Source organism: Mesorhizobium sp. B1-1-6, assembly GCF_006443035.1.
In the GTDB taxonomy this organism is placed as follows: Bacteria; Pseudomonadota; Alphaproteobacteria; order Rhizobiales; family Rhizobiaceae; genus Mesorhizobium.
On record NZ_VFWR01000004.1, the window covers coordinates 448,868 to 465,049 of the forward strand.

The 16,182-nt window shown below is 64.0% G+C and carries 17 protein-coding genes; 3 read left to right on the forward strand and 14 right to left on the reverse strand.

The window, feature by feature from the left end; all coding sequences use genetic code 11:
• Window positions 1-15 precede the first annotated feature (15 nt).
• Window positions 16-903 carry a glutathione S-transferase family protein gene (locus FJ979_RS11340; RefSeq protein WP_140562450.1) on the forward strand — a complete coding sequence of 296 codons (888 nt, stop codon included), beginning with the start codon at window positions 16-18 and terminating at the stop codon, window positions 901-903.
• Window positions 904-1,056: 153 nt separating this feature from the next.
• Here the strand turns inward: FJ979_RS11340 and FJ979_RS11345 are convergent, their stop codons facing one another.
• Window positions 1,057-2,568, reverse strand: a complete 1,512-nt coding sequence (locus FJ979_RS11345) for a peptidase S10 (RefSeq protein ID WP_140580925.1) — start codon at window positions 2,566-2,568, stop codon at window positions 1,057-1,059.
• A gap of 516 nt (window positions 2,569-3,084) precedes the next feature.
• On the opposite strand from FJ979_RS11345, the gene FJ979_RS11350 reads away from it, so the two are divergent.
• Entirely contained in the window at window positions 3,085-3,591 is a 507-nt protein-coding gene (locus FJ979_RS11350; RefSeq protein WP_140580928.1) for an OsmC family protein, read from the forward strand.
• 14 nt (window positions 3,592-3,605) lie between these two features.
• Here the strand turns inward: FJ979_RS11350 and FJ979_RS11355 are convergent, their stop codons facing one another.
• The 13 genes from FJ979_RS11355 to rpsF form a co-directional block, all read right to left on the reverse strand.
• A complete protein-coding gene (locus FJ979_RS11355) occupies window positions 3,606-3,824 on the reverse strand; it encodes a hypothetical protein (RefSeq protein WP_140494486.1) in 219 nt (72 codons plus the stop codon).
• A 147-nt stretch (window positions 3,825-3,971) separates the two neighbouring features.
• Window positions 3,972-4,607, reverse strand: a complete 636-nt coding sequence (locus FJ979_RS11360; protein ID WP_140555762.1) for a hypothetical protein — start codon at window positions 4,605-4,607, stop codon at window positions 3,972-3,974.
• Between the two features lie 82 nt (window positions 4,608-4,689).
• Window positions 4,690-5,445, reverse strand: a complete 756-nt coding sequence (locus tag FJ979_RS11365) for an SDR family NAD(P)-dependent oxidoreductase (RefSeq protein ID WP_140580931.1) — start codon at window positions 5,443-5,445, stop codon at window positions 4,690-4,692.
• A gap of 48 nt (window positions 5,446-5,493) precedes the next feature.
• Complete coding sequence (gene purF / locus FJ979_RS11370) at window positions 5,494-6,963, reverse strand: amidophosphoribosyltransferase (protein ID WP_140555758.1); 1,470 nt, start codon at window positions 6,961-6,963, stop codon at window positions 5,494-5,496.
• Window positions 6,964-7,084: 121 nt separating this feature from the next.
• Complete coding sequence (locus FJ979_RS11375) at window positions 7,085-7,756, reverse strand: CvpA family protein (protein ID WP_140494478.1); 672 nt, start codon at window positions 7,754-7,756, stop codon at window positions 7,085-7,087.
• Between the two features lie 43 nt (window positions 7,757-7,799).
• Window positions 7,800-9,203 carry a DNA repair protein RadA gene (gene radA / locus FJ979_RS11380; protein WP_140520656.1) on the reverse strand — a complete coding sequence of 468 codons (1,404 nt, stop codon included), beginning with the start codon at window positions 9,201-9,203 and terminating at the stop codon, window positions 7,800-7,802.
• Between the two features lie 87 nt (window positions 9,204-9,290).
• The gene (locus tag FJ979_RS11385; protein WP_140494474.1) at window positions 9,291-10,781 is read right to left on the reverse strand and encodes a replicative DNA helicase; all 1,491 of its coding nucleotides are present in this window, start codon (window positions 10,779-10,781) and stop codon (window positions 9,291-9,293) included.
• 225 nt (window positions 10,782-11,006) lie between these two features.
• Window positions 11,007-11,978: a small ribosomal subunit Rsm22 family protein gene (locus tag FJ979_RS11390; RefSeq protein ID WP_140520655.1), complete on the reverse strand. Its 972-nt coding sequence runs from the start codon at window positions 11,976-11,978 to the stop codon at window positions 11,007-11,009.
• Between the two features lie 3 nt (window positions 11,979-11,981).
• A complete protein-coding gene (locus FJ979_RS11395; RefSeq protein ID WP_140520654.1) occupies window positions 11,982-12,305 on the reverse strand; it encodes a YnfA family protein in 324 nt (107 codons plus the stop codon).
• An 85-nt stretch (window positions 12,306-12,390) separates the two neighbouring features.
• On the reverse strand, window positions 12,391-13,683 hold the full coding sequence (locus FJ979_RS11400) for a cyclopropane-fatty-acyl-phospholipid synthase family protein (protein ID WP_140520653.1): 1,293 nt from the start codon (window positions 13,681-13,683) through the stop codon (window positions 12,391-12,393).
• 217 nt (window positions 13,684-13,900) lie between these two features.
• Window positions 13,901-14,485, reverse strand: coding sequence for a 50S ribosomal protein L9 (gene rplI, locus FJ979_RS11405; protein WP_140580934.1), 585 nt, complete (start codon window positions 14,483-14,485; stop codon window positions 13,901-13,903).
• Window positions 14,486-14,698: 213 nt separating this feature from the next.
• Entirely contained in the window at window positions 14,699-14,947 is a 249-nt protein-coding gene (gene rpsR / locus FJ979_RS11410; protein WP_006203718.1) for a 30S ribosomal protein S18, read from the reverse strand.
• Window positions 14,947-15,441 (reverse strand): 30S ribosomal protein S6, encoded by a 495-nt coding sequence (gene rpsF, locus FJ979_RS11415; RefSeq protein WP_140494463.1) that lies wholly within the window; start codon window positions 15,439-15,441, stop codon window positions 14,947-14,949. Before rpsF ends, rpsR begins: the two co-directional genes overlap by 1 nt.
• Window positions 15,442-15,781: 340 nt before the next feature.
• Between rpsF and FJ979_RS11420 the strand changes: the two genes are divergently transcribed.
• A partial coding sequence (locus FJ979_RS11420) for a helix-turn-helix domain-containing protein (RefSeq protein WP_140580936.1) occupies window positions 15,782-16,182 on the forward strand: 401 nt, incomplete at its 3' end.

The window sequence follows — 16,182 nt, forward strand, 5'->3', positions numbered from 1 at the left end:
CAAAGGGAGGAACAGATGGCAAAGACAGCGACGAAGGGTGCGAGGAGGCCGGCAGCTAAGGCGACACCAAAGGCTATGGCAAAACCAGCAGCAAAAGCTTCAACCAAGCCGGTGCCAAAAATATCGGCAAAGCCTTCGGCCAAGGCGGCGTCAAAAGCAGCAACCGCCGGCAAAACCGCGTCCAGGACCAAGGGGAAATCGGCGAAGAACCCCGCCCTGATGATCAGCATGCTGAAGCCCAGCGTCAACAACATGACGGTTCGGGTGTTTGCCCGCGCCGCCGGGCTGGACCATGCCGAGGCCGACGCCTGGGGCAGCACGCGTTCGCCCGAATTCATGGCGCGCAACCCGGCCCATCTGACTCCGATGATCGAGGACAAGGGCCTGCCGCGAGGGGTGCTTTGGGAAAGCTGCGCCATCATGCAGTATCTCGCCAACAAGCACGGGCTGGAGAAATTCTACCCCAAGGCGCCTGCCAAGCGGGCGATGATCGACAGCGCCATGTTCTACCTGATCGGCACGCTCTATCCCTATGTGGCGCGCGCCACCTATCCGGCGCTCGGTTTCCCGCAATATGCCGGAGAGGTCGGCCACAGCGACGCTCATCCCGACAGGAAGGCCGAGGCGCAGAAGGCGGCGATCGCCGCCATTTCCGAACCGCTGGAGGTGTTCCACTCCTTCTTCAGGGACGGGAAGCCCTTCATTGGAGGCAAGAACCCGTCTATCGCCGACATCCGCCTGGCGGCGACACTCGAATTTCTCGCCGTCATCGACTATGCCCTGCCCGAATGGGCCAGCGACTACATGGCCGCGATGGAGAAGAAGCTCGGCAAGGCCTATGCAGACCCGGCCAGCGACGTGCGCGGCTACATTGCCCATGTGAAGTCACAGCCACGGGTGTGAGATCGCTTCGGCGCCGCAGGCCGGTTGAAGGCAGCCGGCGGCCAAGATGAACTGCGATGTCCTTCGCGGCTCCTTTGCCTGGAGGACAGAGGAGCGAACTGTCCCGCCAGCGTATCGCGGACTGCCCGTCACTCCGGTGTTTCCAAGCGACGCTTACTGCGTCGCTTGGTAAAGCTCCGCCGCCGCTGCCTTGAGCGCCCGCCTTCCGTCCGGCCTGAAATACATCATGTGTCCTCCGTCCAGCACATCGACGCGGATGGGCTTTGCACCGGCGAGCGTCGGTACCTGGTTCACCAGATAGCGAGATGCCAGATAGGGCGTGACGAGGTCGGTGTAGCCGTTGACGATGACGACGCCGAGCGCGGGATTGAGCGAGCGCGCCCGCTGCAGATCGTTCATCACGCCGGCATAGCCCTGCCGCGATGTGCCGTAGTCCCAGTTGCGGCTGATCTCGCCATTGAGCAGCCGGTAGCTGACATCGGTGTGGTAGTTCAATTCGTCGCGGGCATAGCCGACAAAAGCCGAGGTCAATGCTGGAACGCTGCGGTCGAGCACAGGATCGGGTCCGGCGGTGCGAGCGCTTTCAGGAGCGATGTCGGCCGTGCCGATCATGGCGTCATAGGGGCTGAGCACCTTGCTTTTCGAGCGGGCAAACTCCCTCGCGAAAAGGCTGGTCGGTATACGCGCGAAATTCCGCTGCACGAGGTCGAGGGGCAGGCCGGTGATCTCGGCCACCCGCTGGCTCGCCAGCCGCCCGCCTTGCTCCAGCCCGCTGGCCAGCGCCGTGAGGTAGTCGCCAAGCGCATAGCGCTCGACCGCGGCCAACTGCGCCCGCAGCGCCTCGCCGGTAACGCCGTCGGCACTGAGCCGCACCGACGCCAGCGAGGGGAGTTCGAGAGCCCAGTGCAGCGGCTCGAATTCGTCGGGTTGCACCAGCATGAATTCCAGCGCCGGCGAGATCAGCACGATGCCGCTCGGGCTAAGGCCGACATCTTCCTGCAAAGTCCTGGCGAGCAGCGCCGCGCGAAACCCGCCATAGCTTTCTCCGGCCAGGAAAAGCGGCGAGCTGCTGCGGCCGTTCTGGGCCAGATAGAGCCGGATGAAGGCGCCGATTGAGCTGGCGTCCTGGTTGACGCCCCAGAAGTCGTGGGTGTTCTGCCCGGGAGCCTCGCGGCTGTAGCCGGTGCCGACCGGATCGACAAAGACGAGGTCGGTCATGTCGAGCCAGCTGTCCGGATTGTCGATGATCTTTTGCGGCGGCGGCAGGAATTCGCCATCGGCTCCGGTCGTGATGATGCGCGGACCGAGCGCACCGAGATGCAGATAGGCGGAAGCCGCCCCGGGGCCGCCATTGAAGACGAAGGTAATGGGGCGTGGTGCCGTTTTTGCCGCGTCGGCCGGTGGCCGCAGCGTATAGGCGACATAAAAGATCTCCGCCGTGACGTCGGCCTTGCCTGAAAGCAGCGACAGCGTGCCGGCCTCGGCCTGATACTCCAGCTTGCGTCCGGCAACCGTGATCGAATGGCTGGTGACCTGCGGCGGCGGCAGCAGCGACAGCACCCCGCCGGTCGGTGCCGGCCTCTCCGGCGTTTCAGCCAGGACAGGCTGTGCGAAGGCAGCAAGCACCAGCAGGATGAGAGAGATCAGTTTCAACTTGAACGGCATGACGCCTCCGCGAGAACGCTTGTCGCATAGCTATGGCCGATGCGATCGAAGTCAAAGGAAAGGCTCGTCCGGCTGAAGACGGATCGCCTGCCATCAGGCAACGAATCCGGGTCAACGGTTCCGTGCAAGCCTTCTCGGCGCGCTATTGAGAGAGCATTGAATGAAAAAAACCGCCTGTACGGCGGGTCCGTGGCGCAACTCAGCACCATAACCAGAAATGTACCATAGCGGCCTTCACCCTGTCAAGAAAAAATTCCTATCAGGAGAAACCGTTGGCACACCCGACTGCCCATCGCCAGCCCTTGTTGACCCGAGTCGGTCACCAGAAAATGGGACGACGGCACTCGCACGGCTCAGACGGTCTTTGAGACCTCGTCCGTCAATGTCCATCTGGGAAAGTGGTTGCGCGCCTGTGTTCCAACGCGATGATTATGTTTGCTTTCCGGTGTGATCGGGGCAAATCTCGGTCGGTTGGCGCATGCCAGCGCCAGAAACAATCGTCGAAAGGGCAGCGAAATGGACGCCACCGCACTGAAGGCCATGCAGGCGCCGCTGAAAGAGACCTATCGCGATGATGCTTCGCGCGCGCTCATCACGCTCAGGGCCAGAGGCAGTCTCGATTACCAGTCGATCGCCTGCAAGGTCGAGACGGGCAGGGCTCTCGCGATTGCCGGTCTGCATCCGGCAACGGGCGGCTCGGGGCTCGAGCTTTGCTCGGGCGACATGCTGCTGGAGGCACTTGTGGCCTGCGCCGGCGTGACGCTCAAGGCGGTGGCGACGGCGCTCGAATTCAAGCTCGGCGCCGCCACGGTCGAGGCCGAAGGCGACCTTGATTTTCGCGGCACGCTTGGCGTTGCCAAGGATGCGCCGGTCGGTTTTCGCGCCATCAGGCTGAATTTCAGTCTCGACACCGATGAGCCGCAGGAGCGCATCGATTCCTTGCTGAAGCTGACCGAACGCTACTGCGTGGTGTTCCAGACCATCAACCAGAAGCCGGAACTGACGGTCAGCGCACGGCGCTGACGCCGCATCGCGCCTTACTGCGCTGCCGGTTCCTCCGCGTCGCCCTCATCGGTGAAGGGTGACGCGCTCGGCACGCATTGCAGCGACCAGCCGGTCGGGGCCGGCTGCTTCTGGTATTCGGTGATGGCGGCGGTGCATTGTTCGCGCTTGTCGAACGTGCTGGGCAACACGACCATGCCGCCTTGCGGGCCGGCGATTACCAGGTACCAGACCAACGCTACGCTCGAAGCCATGGGAATTTCCTTGCTCTGCCCAGCCGGGCTTGTTGTGGGAATCTATGCGATCCTATCAACTCTGCGGAAATGACGAAAGCATGACCGCGACTCAGCTTTCCGCCGCCACATCACAGCCGCGTGATGTGGCGGGCGGGCGGGGTCTGGTCAATTCGTTGCGAAACAATAGAACAAGCCGTCGCCGCCGGTGCCTTTCAGCGCCTCCTGGCCGCAGCCGCCGCGCGAAGCATGCGAAGAGTTCCAGGATTTGGCGGCAGCTGAATCGTCGAGCCCGGTGCGGTCGTGATGGCCCATCATGGCTGCCCCTTCCGTGCCGCTCATCGTCCAGTCACCGCAGGTCTGGTCGGCGATCCTGGTGCCGTCGGGTTTCGAGCCGGTCAGCATATCGTGGCGGTTCGGCGTGTCGCCGCGGCCGTTGACCATCTCGCCTTTCTCGGTGAGCGCCGTCTGCTTGGTGATGCCGTTGGCATCGCCGTGCAGCGAGGCGACGTCGTCGGCTATCTTGACGCCCTTGGCATTCACCCACGGTCCCTTGCCGATGCGGTCGCGCGCATCCTCGGTGCTGGTCGACAGATATGCGGCCCAGGTCTTGCCGGTGACGCCGGCTGCTTCCGCCAGCGAGGCGCAATGCGCGTCGGCGCCCTTCAGGCCGCCGAGGTCTGCCCCTTTGCCCGAGCCGACGCTGGTGACGAAGAAGCTCATCTTGGCATCTTGTGACAAGGCTGTGCCGGCGGCCAAGGCTGAGGCAATGGCGGTGGCGGCGATGAGAATAAGTCTGCGCATGTCGGTCCTCCGGGTTTGAGCTTCGAATGTACATTCGAGGAACGCCGCCCGGAGCCGAATTCTTCCGATAAAAAAGATGCGGCTATTCCGGCTGTCGGTAGGCGACGAAACGGTTGTGCTTGGCCTGGAAGATCAATCCTGTCTCTTTCAGGTCGGGGCTTGCCAGCGGCACGATGCGTTTGGCGATCTCGGAGGGATGCGGCAGCGTTTCCGGGTCCTCGCCGGGCACGGCCTGCGCGCGCATCGCGGTGCGGGTGGCCCCCGGATCGGCGGCATTGACGCGCAAGGGCAGGCTCTGCGTCTCATGTGCCCAGGAGCGCATCATCGTCTCGACCGCCGCCTTGGAAGCCGCGTAGGGCGCCCAGAAGGCGCGCGCCGAGTGAGCAGCGTTGGACGACAGGATGATGGCCCGGCCGGCGTCGGAGAGCCGCAGCAGTGGGTCGACCGAGCGGATCAGCCGCCAGGTCGAGATGACGTTGATGGTCATCACCTTCTCGAAGGTTTTCGCCTCGACATGGCCGATCGGCGAGATCACGCCGAGCACGCCCGCATTGGCGACGAGAATGTCGAGCTTGCCCCACCGCTCATGGATGGCGCCGCCCAGGCGGTCGATGCCGGCCATGTCGGCAAGGTCGAGCGGCACCAGCGTCGCTTCGCCCTTGCCGGTTTTGGCGCGCTCGGCCTTGATCTGGTCGTCGAGTTCTTCCAGCCCGCCCACGGTGCGCGCCACGGCAATGACGTGGGCGCCAGCGGCAGCCAGTTCCCTGGCGATGAAGTAACCGATGCCGCGCGAGGCGCCGGTGACGACCGCAACGCGGCCGGAAAGGTCGAAGGTCATGCGATAGATTCCGGAAATATGGCTATGGCAACTGGCAGTGCGGCAATCCTATGCGCCGCTCGTCGCCAGCAGCGACAGCGTGCGCACATTGTCGTGGCCTTCGAAGTCGAGCAGGCGGGTCGGATACTGGCCGGTGAAGCAGGCGTCGCAGAATTGCGGCTGCTCGTTGTCGCGGTTGGCCTCGCCGACGGCGCGATAGAGTCCGTCGATCGACAGGAAGCCGAGCGAATCGACGCGGATGAATTCGGCCATCTCCTCGATCGACATGCGTGATGCCAAAAGCTTCGATTTTTCCGGCGTGTCGACGCCGTAGAAGCAGGAGGCCCTGGTCGGCGGCGATGCGATGCGCATGTGCACTTCCTTGGCGCCGGCGTCTCGCACCATCTGCACGATCTTCTGGCTGGTCGTGCCGCGCACGATGGAATCGTCGACCAGCACGACGCGCTTGCCCTCGATCATACGGCGGTTGGCGTTGTGCTTCAGCTTGACGCCCATGTGGCGGATCGAATCGCCGGGCTGGATGAAGGTGCGGCCGACATAGTGGTTGCGGATGATGCCGAGCTCGAAGGGGATGCCCGCGGCTTGCGAAAAGCCGATTGCCGCCGGCGTGCCGGAATCCGGCACCGGCACGACGATGTCGGCCTCGACGGGATTTTCCTGCGCGAGTTCCGCGCCGATGCGCTTGCGCACCTCGTAGACGTTGCGGCCTTCGACCGAAGAGTCCGGGCGTGCGAAATAGACATATTCGAAAATGCAGAAGCGGGTCTTCTGCGGCTCGAACGGGAACAGGCTCTCGATGCCCTTGGAGGTAACGACGACCATCTCGCCTGGCTTCAGGTCGCGCACGAAACGCGCGCCGATGATGTCCAGCGCGCAGGTTTCGGAGGCCAGGATCCAGGCACCGTCGAGGTCACCCAGTACCAGCGGGCGGATGCCGAGCGGGTCACGGCAACCGATCATCTTCTTGGCCGTCATCGCCACCAGCGAAAAGGCGCCCTCGACCTGGCGCACCGCATCGATGAAGCGCGAGTTGAGATCGCGCTCCTTGCTGGTGGCGACGAGGTGCAGAAGCGTCTCGGTGTCGGAGGTCGAGGAGAAGATCGCGCCTTGCTTCTGCAGCGCGCGCTGCACGGTCATGGCGTTGGTCAGATTGCCGTTATGGGCCACGGCAAAACCGCCATCGGCCAGTTCGGCGAAGAAGGGCTGGATGTTGCGCATGCCGGCGCCGCCGGTCGTGGCGTAGCGCGTGTGGCCGATGGCGCGATTGCCTTGCAGGCTGTCGATGACGCGTTGCTTGGTGAAGGTGTCGCCGATCAGGCCGACATGGCGTTCGACATGAAACTGGGTGCCGTCGTAGGAGACGATGCCGGCCGCTTCCTGGCCGCGATGCTGCAGCGCGTGCAGGCCGAGCGTGACGATGGCCGCCGCGTCCTGCCGGCCGAAAATGCCGAACACGCCGCATTCGTCGTGGAAGTGATCGTCAGCTTCCGCGGAAAGCACGTGGTCTGCGTCTGCCATGGGGCTCAAGCTCCGCTAAAATCGCCATATAAGGCGACAGCGCCGTAAAAGCAACGCGCCCGGCGATGGTTCACGATCACCGCCAGTCTCGGGCGCCTGTTCTGCGGCGCCCGATCACTCATCAATTCGCCGGCGCCGCCGGGGCCGGATTGGCCGGTGCGTTGTCCGCGGGAGGCGTTCCGGCATCGCTGTCGTCAGGAGCCGGCGCATTGGCATCGTCCCCTCCCGCCGGGGCATCCGTGGCCGGTGCGTCCGGTGCGGCGGGCGTTTCGGCGGCCGGCTGATTCGGATTGAGCTTCTTGAGGATGGCGTTTTCCGGATCCTCGGGCAGCAGGCTTTCAAGCTTGGCGCCGATCTGTTCCAGCAGCGGCCGCGACTTGGCCTCCGTGACCCAGGCCGGTGCCTTGGCGCCGGCCAGCCAATTGAAGAACAGCAGGGCCACGGCAACCACCAGAATGCCGCGGGCGGCGCCATAGAGGAAGCCGAGCGTGCGGTCGAGCGCGCCGATGCGGGAATCGATGATCCAGTCGGCGAGCTTCATGGTGATGACGCTGACGACGATCAAAGCGATGATGAAGACGACGCCGGCGGAGGCCGCCATGGCGATCTTTTCATTGTCGATGTAGGGCTTCAGATAGGGCAGCACGGGCTTGTAGAAAAAGAACGCCGCCGCGGCTGCCGCCGCCCAGGACACGATGGACAGGACCTCGCGTGAAAAGCCGCGAACCATGGCGAGCATCGCCGAGACCAGGGTGAAGCCGACGAGAATTCCGTCAAGCAGCGTTATCGGCATCTTTGTCGCCCCACTCCCTGTCGCTCACCACCAGGTGAGCCCGTCATTCTTCGTCGTTGGCGCGGCTGCGCCGTGAGCCGGCTATGCGCGCCACGAGGTCGGCGAGCTCGGTGGGCTGGAAAGCGCCGGCCCCGATTCCTCCGGCAAGTTCCTCGCTGCCCAAGGGCAGAACCGCGCTTGCGAAACCCAGCTTTTCGGCCTCCTTGAGACGCTGCTGCGCATGCGCAACCGGCCTCACGGCGCCAGAAAGGCTGATTTCGCCGAAATAGACGCAATCGGCGGGAAGGGCAAGACCGGTGAGCGAGGAAACCAGTGCGGCCGCCACCGCCACATCGGCCGCGGGCTCGGAAATGCGGTAGCCGCCGGCTACGTTCAGATAGACGTCCTGTTGGCCGAAGCGCACGCCGCAATGCGCCTCGAGCACCGCCAGGATCATCGACAGCCGGGCGCCGTCCCAGCCAACGACGGCGCGGCGCGGCGTGCCGAGCGAGGAGGGCGCGACCAGCGCCTGGATTTCGACCAGCACCGGCCTTGTGCCTTCCATGCCGGCGAAAACCGCCGCTCCCGGCGATTTCGCGTGGCGCTCGCCGAGGAACAGCTCGGACGGATTGGCAACCTCGCGCAGCCCCTTGTCCGACATTTCGAAGACGCCGATCTCGTCGGTCGGCCCGAAACGGTTCTTGACGGTGCGCAGTATACGGTAGTGATGGCCGCCTTCGCCCTCGAAATAGAGCACGGCGTCGACCATGTGCTCGACGACGCGCGGGCCGGCGATCTGGCCTTCCTTGGTGACATGGCCGACGAGCACGATCGCAGCACCCGTGGATTTCGCATAGCGGATCATCGCCTGGGCGGCCGCACGCACCTGGGTGACGGTGCCGGGCGCCGAATCGGCGAGGTCGGTCCACAGCGTCTGGATCGAATCGAGGATCACCAGGTCCGGCCGCTTGCCGTCGGCAATCGTGGCAAGGATATCCTCGACATTGGTCTCGGCCGCGAGCTCGACCGGCGAGGAAGCGACGCCGAGGCGCTGCGCGCGCAGCCTGATCTGGGCGACCGCCTCCTCACCCGAGACATAGACGATGCGGTGGCCCCTCGAGGCAAGGGCAGCAGCAGCCTGGGTGAGCAGCGTCGACTTGCCGATACCGGGATCGCCGCCGACCAGCAGCGCCGAGCCGCGCACGAAGCCGCCGCCCGTGGCGCGGTCGAGCTCACCGATGCCCGACACGATGCGCGGCGCGTCCTCGATATCGCCGGAAAGCGTGGTCAGCACCACCGCGCGGCCCTTGCGGGCGTTGCGCGTATTGGCCGGCCCGGAACCGATGCCGCCGGACGTACCTTCCTCGACCAGCGTGTTCCATTCGCCGCAGGCGTCGCATTTGCCGGCCCAGCGCTGATGCACCGATCCGCAGTTCTGGCAGATGAACTGGACGCGGGATTTAGCCATTAGCGAGGCCTGCTTCGGGATCGCCGATGCTGGATAGGTGGGCGGGACAGAGGGGGTGTGACGGAGCGTGACGGTGAGTCAAAAAAGCTACTCAAACCTTTCCGCGATATGATGTTCCTCCGCCAGATCCGAGAAGCGGGTAAATTCGCCGTGGAAGGCTAGCGTGACCGTGCCCGTCGGTCCGTGACGCTGCTTGGCCACGATCACCTCGGCCTTGCCGCGCATCTCGTTCATCTCGTTTTCCCACTTGATGTACTCGTCGGTGCCGAGCTTCGGCTCGCGGTTCTTGAGGTAGTATTCCTCGCGGTAGACGAAGATCACGACGTCGGCGTCCTGCTCGATCGAGCCGGATTCGCGCAAGTCCGAGAGCTGCGGGCGCTTGTCGTCGCGGCTTTCAACCTGGCGCGAGAGCTGCGACAGCGCGATGATCGGCACCGCGAGCTCCTTGGCCAGTGCCTTGAGGCCCGTGGTGATCTCGGTGATTTCCTGCACGCGGTTCTGCGAGGCCCTGGCGCTGGAGCCCTGCATCAGCTGGATATAGTCGATGACGATGAGGTCGAGGCCGCGCTGGCGCTTCAGGCGCCGGGCGCGGGCCGAGAGCTGGGCGATCGAGATGCCGCCGGTCTGGTCGATGAACAGCGGGATCTTCTGCATGGTCTGCGAACAGGCGACCAGTTTTTCGAAGTCCATTTCGGTGATCTCGCCGCGGCGGATCTTCGAGGAGGAGATTTCCGTCTGTTCGGAGATGATACGGGTCGCGAGCTGTTCCGACGACATTTCGAGCGAGAAGAAGCCGACGACACCGCCATTCGCCGCCTTGAACGACCCGTCGGCCTGCTGCGCCGGCACATAGGCCTCGGCGACGTTGAAAGCGATGTTGGTGGCGAGCGACGTCTTGCCCATGCCCGGACGGCCGGCAAGGACGATCAGATCGGACGATTGCAGGCCGCCCATGCGGCGGTCGAGGTCGCGCATGCCGGTGGCCAGCCCCGACAGGTGGCCGTCGCGCATGTAGGCGGCGTTGGCCATGTCGACCGCGGTCTTGACCGCGTCGGTGAAGCTCTCGAAGCCGCCGTCATAGCGTCCGGTTTCGGCCAGCTCGAACAGGCGCCGTTCGGCATCCTCGATCTGCTCGGACGGCGACATGTCGACCGGCGCGTCATAGGCGATGTTGACCATGTCCTCGCCGACGGTGATCAGGGCGCGACGCGTCGCAAGGTCATAGATGGCGCGACCGTAATCTGCGGCGTTGACGACCGTGACGGCTTCGACCGCCAGGCGCACGACATATTGTGCTACCGTCATGTCGCCGACCTTCTCGTCGGCCGGCAGGAAGGTCTTCAGCGTGATCGGCGTTGCCACCTTGCCCATGCGAATGAGCTCTGCCGCGATCTCGAAGATCTTGCGATGCAGGGGTTCGTAAAAGTGGCTGGCCTTCAGGAAGTCGGAGACGCGATAGAAGGCATCGTTGTTGACCAGGATCGCGCCGAGCAGCGCCTGTTCCGCCTCGATGTTGTTCGGCGCCTCGCGATAGAGCGGTTGCTCCGCCACGCCGAATTTCCGCGCTGCCTCTGCCATGATGTCCCCGATTTCGATCCCGGTCTCTCGATATCAGAATCGGAAAGTCGAGTGCTGACTTATCTGCAACAGTTATCACCCAAGCAGATTTGATGCCCACTGTTCACAGAAACAAAAAACCGTCCACAGGACAGTATTCCCGTGCCCTGATTCCGATTGACTCGACAAGGTGCTGATTCTACGCGACGGTTTGGAACAAAGCAAGAACGATCGTCACCCGAATCCCTACGCTGTATCGAGCACATCGCCCCAGTCCGACCGCCGTGCCGCCTTGAACAGTTCACCGTCACGCTTGCTGAAAAGCGTCTCTCCGGCACTGCCGTCCGGCCGGCAAAGCTTGAGCGCCGCCTTGCCCGAGCCGGTTTTCGGTGGCGCGATCACCCGCGCCGCGCGGACTGGCGCCGGCTGCCTCGAAGCCGCGACATAGATGAACTTCTCGTCCTCCCATGGCACTTCGGCGTCCTTGGCCAGCCGGTGCAGGCGCGAGCGGGCGACGCGCCGCGAAAAGTGGCACCAGTCGGGCGGGATGAGCGGGCAGGGGGCTTCGTGCGGGCAAGGTGCCAGTACATGCGCGCCCGCTTCCATCAGTTGCCGACGAACCGCGAGAACACGCTGCCAGCCCGCCGGCGTGCCCGGCTCCACGATCAGCAGCGTGTCTGTCGTGAGCTGCCACAGCCGATCGACCATTTTGGGCAGTGATGCCGGTGTGATCTCGTCCAGCACATAGGCGCAGGTGACGAGGTCCGCCGGCTGCGAACCGTCAAGGTCGATGGTCACATCGCCGGCCTGCCAGGCGATCCGGGCAGCGATCGCATCGGCGGCAAGCGCCTCGCCGACCTTGCGCACCGCAGCACTGGCCTCCAGCAAAACGGCATGCTGAAGATCGGGCCACAGGTCCGCCGTGGCCCAAAGCACGGTGCCCGGGCCGGCGCCGACATCGAGCAGGGTTTTCGGCGCGAATTCCGGCTGGGCTTCGTTCACCGCGTCAAGGCTGGCGCGGACGGCGGCATAGGTCGCCGGCAGCCGCGTCGCCAGATAAGCCTTGACCGCCATATCCTGCGCCATATGCAGGCGGCCGTCGCGCATCTCGGCGCGGTAACGGTCCGACAGGGTTTTCGCCGCCTGCCTGAGCACCGGCAGCGGCACGTTTTCGAGGGCACGGTCGACGGCCTGTCGAAGCGGGGCGGGCAGTTCCACGGCTCATGCCCCTCGTGGTGCGAGCAGGATGACAGAGGCACCGAGTATGCAGAGCGCCGCCCCCGCAAGGTCCCACCGGTCGGGACGCACGCTTTCCACCAGCCAAAGCCAGGCCAGTGACGCCGCGATGTAGATGCCGCCATAGGCGGCATAGGCGCGGCCGGCCGCGCCGGTGTCCACCAGGGCCAGAAGCCAGGCGAAGAGAACGAGCGAAACGAAACCTGGCAGCAGCCACAGCGGCGATTTCTCCAGCCGCCACCACGCCCACACCGAAAAACAGCCAGCGATCTCGGCGAGCGCCGCGGCTGCATAGAGGAGGTAGGTCATGAAAAAGGCCTCGCGACGATCACGAGGCCTTTTTCAGGGCACGAGCCGGGAATGGCAAGCGCCAATGCGGCAAAGCGGTCTGTTCCTACTCCGCCACCTTGCGGCGCCGGGCGGGCTTGGCGGGCTCTTCGACCAGAGCCGCTTCGCGATGGCCCATGTCGCGCATTTCGAGCGCCTTTTCACATTTGACCATATAGTCGCGCGCCATCGGCAGGGTGTCGTTCTTCCTGGCAAGCTGGATCTGGAAGATGACCAGATCCTGCCAGCGGAAGGCGGCTTCCGAGGCTGCCAGATAGAATTCCCACATGCGGCAGAAGCGCTCGTCATAGATCGCCTTGGCCTTGTCGCGGTTGGCGGCGAAGCGCTGGCCCCAATGCTTCAACGTGTCGGCATAATGGAGCCGCAGGATTTCGATGTCCGTGACGACGAGGCCTGACTTCTCGATCGCCGGCATGACTTCGGAAAGCGCGGGAATGTAGCCGCCCGGGAAGATGTATTTGCGGATGAAGGCGCTGGTCGCCCACGGCACGCCGGAGCGGCCGATCGTGTGCAGGAGCATGACGCCGTCAGGCTTCAGCAACGTCGCGCTCTTGTCGAAGAAAGTGCGGTAGTGATTGACCCCGACATGTTCGAACATGCCGACCGAAACGATGCGGTCGAAGCGTTCGTTGAGTTCGCGGTAATCCTTCAGCTCGAAGTGAACGTGGTTTTCCAGGCCCTGGGCATGCGCCCGGTCGGTGGCGACGCCGTGCTGCTCGGTCGACAGTGTCACGCCCTGTACGTCGACGTCGAAGGCCTTGGCAAGGTAGAGGCCTAGCCCGCCCCAGCCGGAGCCGATGTCGAGCACCGTCTGCCCGGCCTTCAGCCTGAGCTTGGCGGCGATGTGGCGCTTCTTGGCTGCCTGCGCCTCGTCCAGCGTCATGTCCGGCTGCTCGAAATAGGCGCAGGAATACTGCATGTCCTCATCGAGGAAGAGCCGGTAAAGGTCACCCGACAGATCATAGTGGCGCTGCACGTTGCGGCGCGAACGCGACGCGGTGTTGATCTGCTGCAGGCGGCGGAAAGCGTGGCGCAGGCCTTCGATGGCTTTCGACCACGTCGCGTCGATGCCGCCGCTGCCCATGTTCTGGAAAGCGATGCGCATCAGGCCAAGGACGCCGCCCTCGAGGATGTCGAGTTCGCCATCCATGTAGGCTTCCGGCACGGCCAGCATCGGATCGAAGGTAATGGCGCGCTCGGCGTGCCTGGTTTTGATGTGCAGGTGCACCGGCTCGCCGCTGCCGTCACCGAACACGAATGTCGTGCCCTGTGGGCCGGTCACCTTGAGATTGCCTGTGCGCACCAGGCGGTCCAGAACGCGTTTCAACAGAATATTCATGACCCAAATGTCCCCTCTCGGTCAGACAGGCTGTCCTACTCTGCATCAATATATAGGGTTTCGAAAAGTTCCTTTTGGCACAAAAATGCCCAGGTGGTGAACCCGGGCATTGGTCCAGTCTGGCTTGAACTGCCAGTCTGATTGGAGCTGCCAGTCTGATTGAACTGATTGAGGCCGAAGCCGAATGCGGCGCGCCGGCAGGCGCGCCGCGCCGATGTCAGGCGTCCTCTTCGCCGCCCTCGAACTCGGCGTTCGGGTCGAAGAAGTTCTCCGGCCGGGCATTGTCGTTGATGTCCTCGCCATAGATGGCCTCGGCGGTGGTCAGCGTCTCGCCCTTGGCCTGCCGCTCGGCTTCGTCGGCCGTGCGGGCGATGTTGAGCGTGATCGTGACCTCGACTTCCGGATGCAGCGCGATCGCCACATTGGTCACGCCGATGGTCTTGATCGGCTGGTTGAGCTGGATCTGGTTGCGGTTGACCGAAAAGCCCTCTGCCGTCAGCAGGTCGGCGATATCGCGCGTCGACACCGAGCCGTAGAGCTGGCCGGTCTCGCCGGCCGAGCGAACGGCGATGAAGCTCTTGCCGTCGAGCTGTTCGGCGACCTGCGAGGCTTCGGACTTCCGCTCGAGATTGCGGGCTTCGAGCTGGGCGCGCTGGCCTTCGAACTTCTTCTTGTTGGCTTCGTTGGCGCGCAGCGCCTTGCCCTGCGGCAACAGGAAATTGCGGGCAAAGCCGTCCTTGACCTTGACGGTATCGCCCATTTGGCCGAGGCGGGAAACGCGTTCGAGAAGAATGACTTCCATGGTTTTGTTCCTTTCGTTAGGGCGCCAATCAAGGGATCGGTGCCGAATTCTCTGGAACAGGTCAGGAAGCAAAAGGGCGTTGCCGCCGGTGTCGCTGTCCTGCCTGTCGCGGCAGTTAGAGGCTTTTGACCTCAACTCGGGATTTGATGAGTAATCCAGCGGCGCCCGTCGCCGTGGAACAGAAGCGGGCGGCGGAGCCGCCCGCGTCAAGGATTAGCGAACCACGTAGGGCAGCAGGCCGAGGAAGCGGGCGCGCTTGATCGCCTTGGCGAGCTCGCGCTGCTTCTTCTGGCTGACGGCGGTGATGCGCGACGGCACGATCTTGCCGCGCTCGGAAATATAGCGCTGCAGGAGGCGCACGTCCTTGTAATCGATCTTGGGCGCGTTGGCGCCCGAGAACGGGCAGGTCTTGCGGCGGCGATGGAACGGGCGCCGGGTCGGGATCTGGTTGATGTCGACCATTATTCTGCACCCCCTTCAAAGCCTTCGCGCGGACGGCGCGGACCACGATCGCCACCGGCGTCGCCGCCGAAGCTGCGTGGCGGACGATCGCCGCGATCACGGTCGCCGAACGAGCGCGGACCACGGTCGCCGCGGTCACGGTCGCCGAAGCCGCCGCGTTCCGAGCGCTCTTCGCGCTTCTGCATCATGGCGGAGGGACCTTCCTCATGCGCATCGACCTTGATGGTCAGGAAACGCAGCACGTCCTCGGACAGGCCCATCTGGCGCTCCATTTCGTTGAGCGCTGCCGGCGGGCAGTCAAGATCCATCAGCGTGTAGTATGCCTTCCGGTTCTTGTTGACCCGGTAGGTGAGGGACTTCAGTCCCCAGTTCTCGACCCGGCCGACGGACCCGCCATTGGCGGAGATGACGCCCTTGTACTGTTCGACAAGCGCATCGACCTGCTGCTGCGAGAGGTCCTGCCGGGCAAGAAACACATGTTCGTAAAGAGCCATTATGTCTTTTCGCCTTTCTTCGTTTCTCTCCCGGTTCCCGGCGGCAAAAGCCTCTGCAACTTCTCTGACCCGCCAGGAGCGGGGAAGAAAGGAGCATGACGAGACGGTCGAGAGCGGAGACACGGGAGGCGGAAGCGCTTCTGGCTTCACGCGAAGGTTTTCGAAAACCTCCGGCCCTCCGTTCAGCCCCCAGCTGGGACCGGCAGATTGGCGGCGTCTATATAGCAATCCACGTGGAAGGCAAGAGCAAGCGGCAATCCCGTGTCGTAAGCACATGAGTTGTCCGGATTAGGTAGCACGTGAGTTGTCCGGTTTTATCGCCAGCGGATGGAGGCTGGGGATGAAGCGGACGGCATGGCTACAGGACCGGAGAATGCAAAAGTTTCGGGACGTATTGAGCCGCTGGAATGGCGGCGATCTTTCGATGATGGAGGCAGGGGAGTTGCTTGGCATGTCGGAGCGGCAATTCCGACGCTACCGCGACCGGTACGAAGAGGCTGGGGAAGCAGGGTTGCTGGATCGGCGCTTGGGCAAGCTTTCGACGCGTCGGGTGCCGGCGGAAGCGATTGAGGAGATGCTGGAGCTTTACCGTCATCGCTACCTCGGCTGGAATGTGAAGCATTTCCACGAGCACCTGCTGCGCGATCACCATTTCAGCTGGGGTTACACCTTCATCAAGACGCAGCTCCACGCGGCGGGCCTTGTGGAACGGGCCAAGCGGCGCGGTGCTCACCGGCGCAA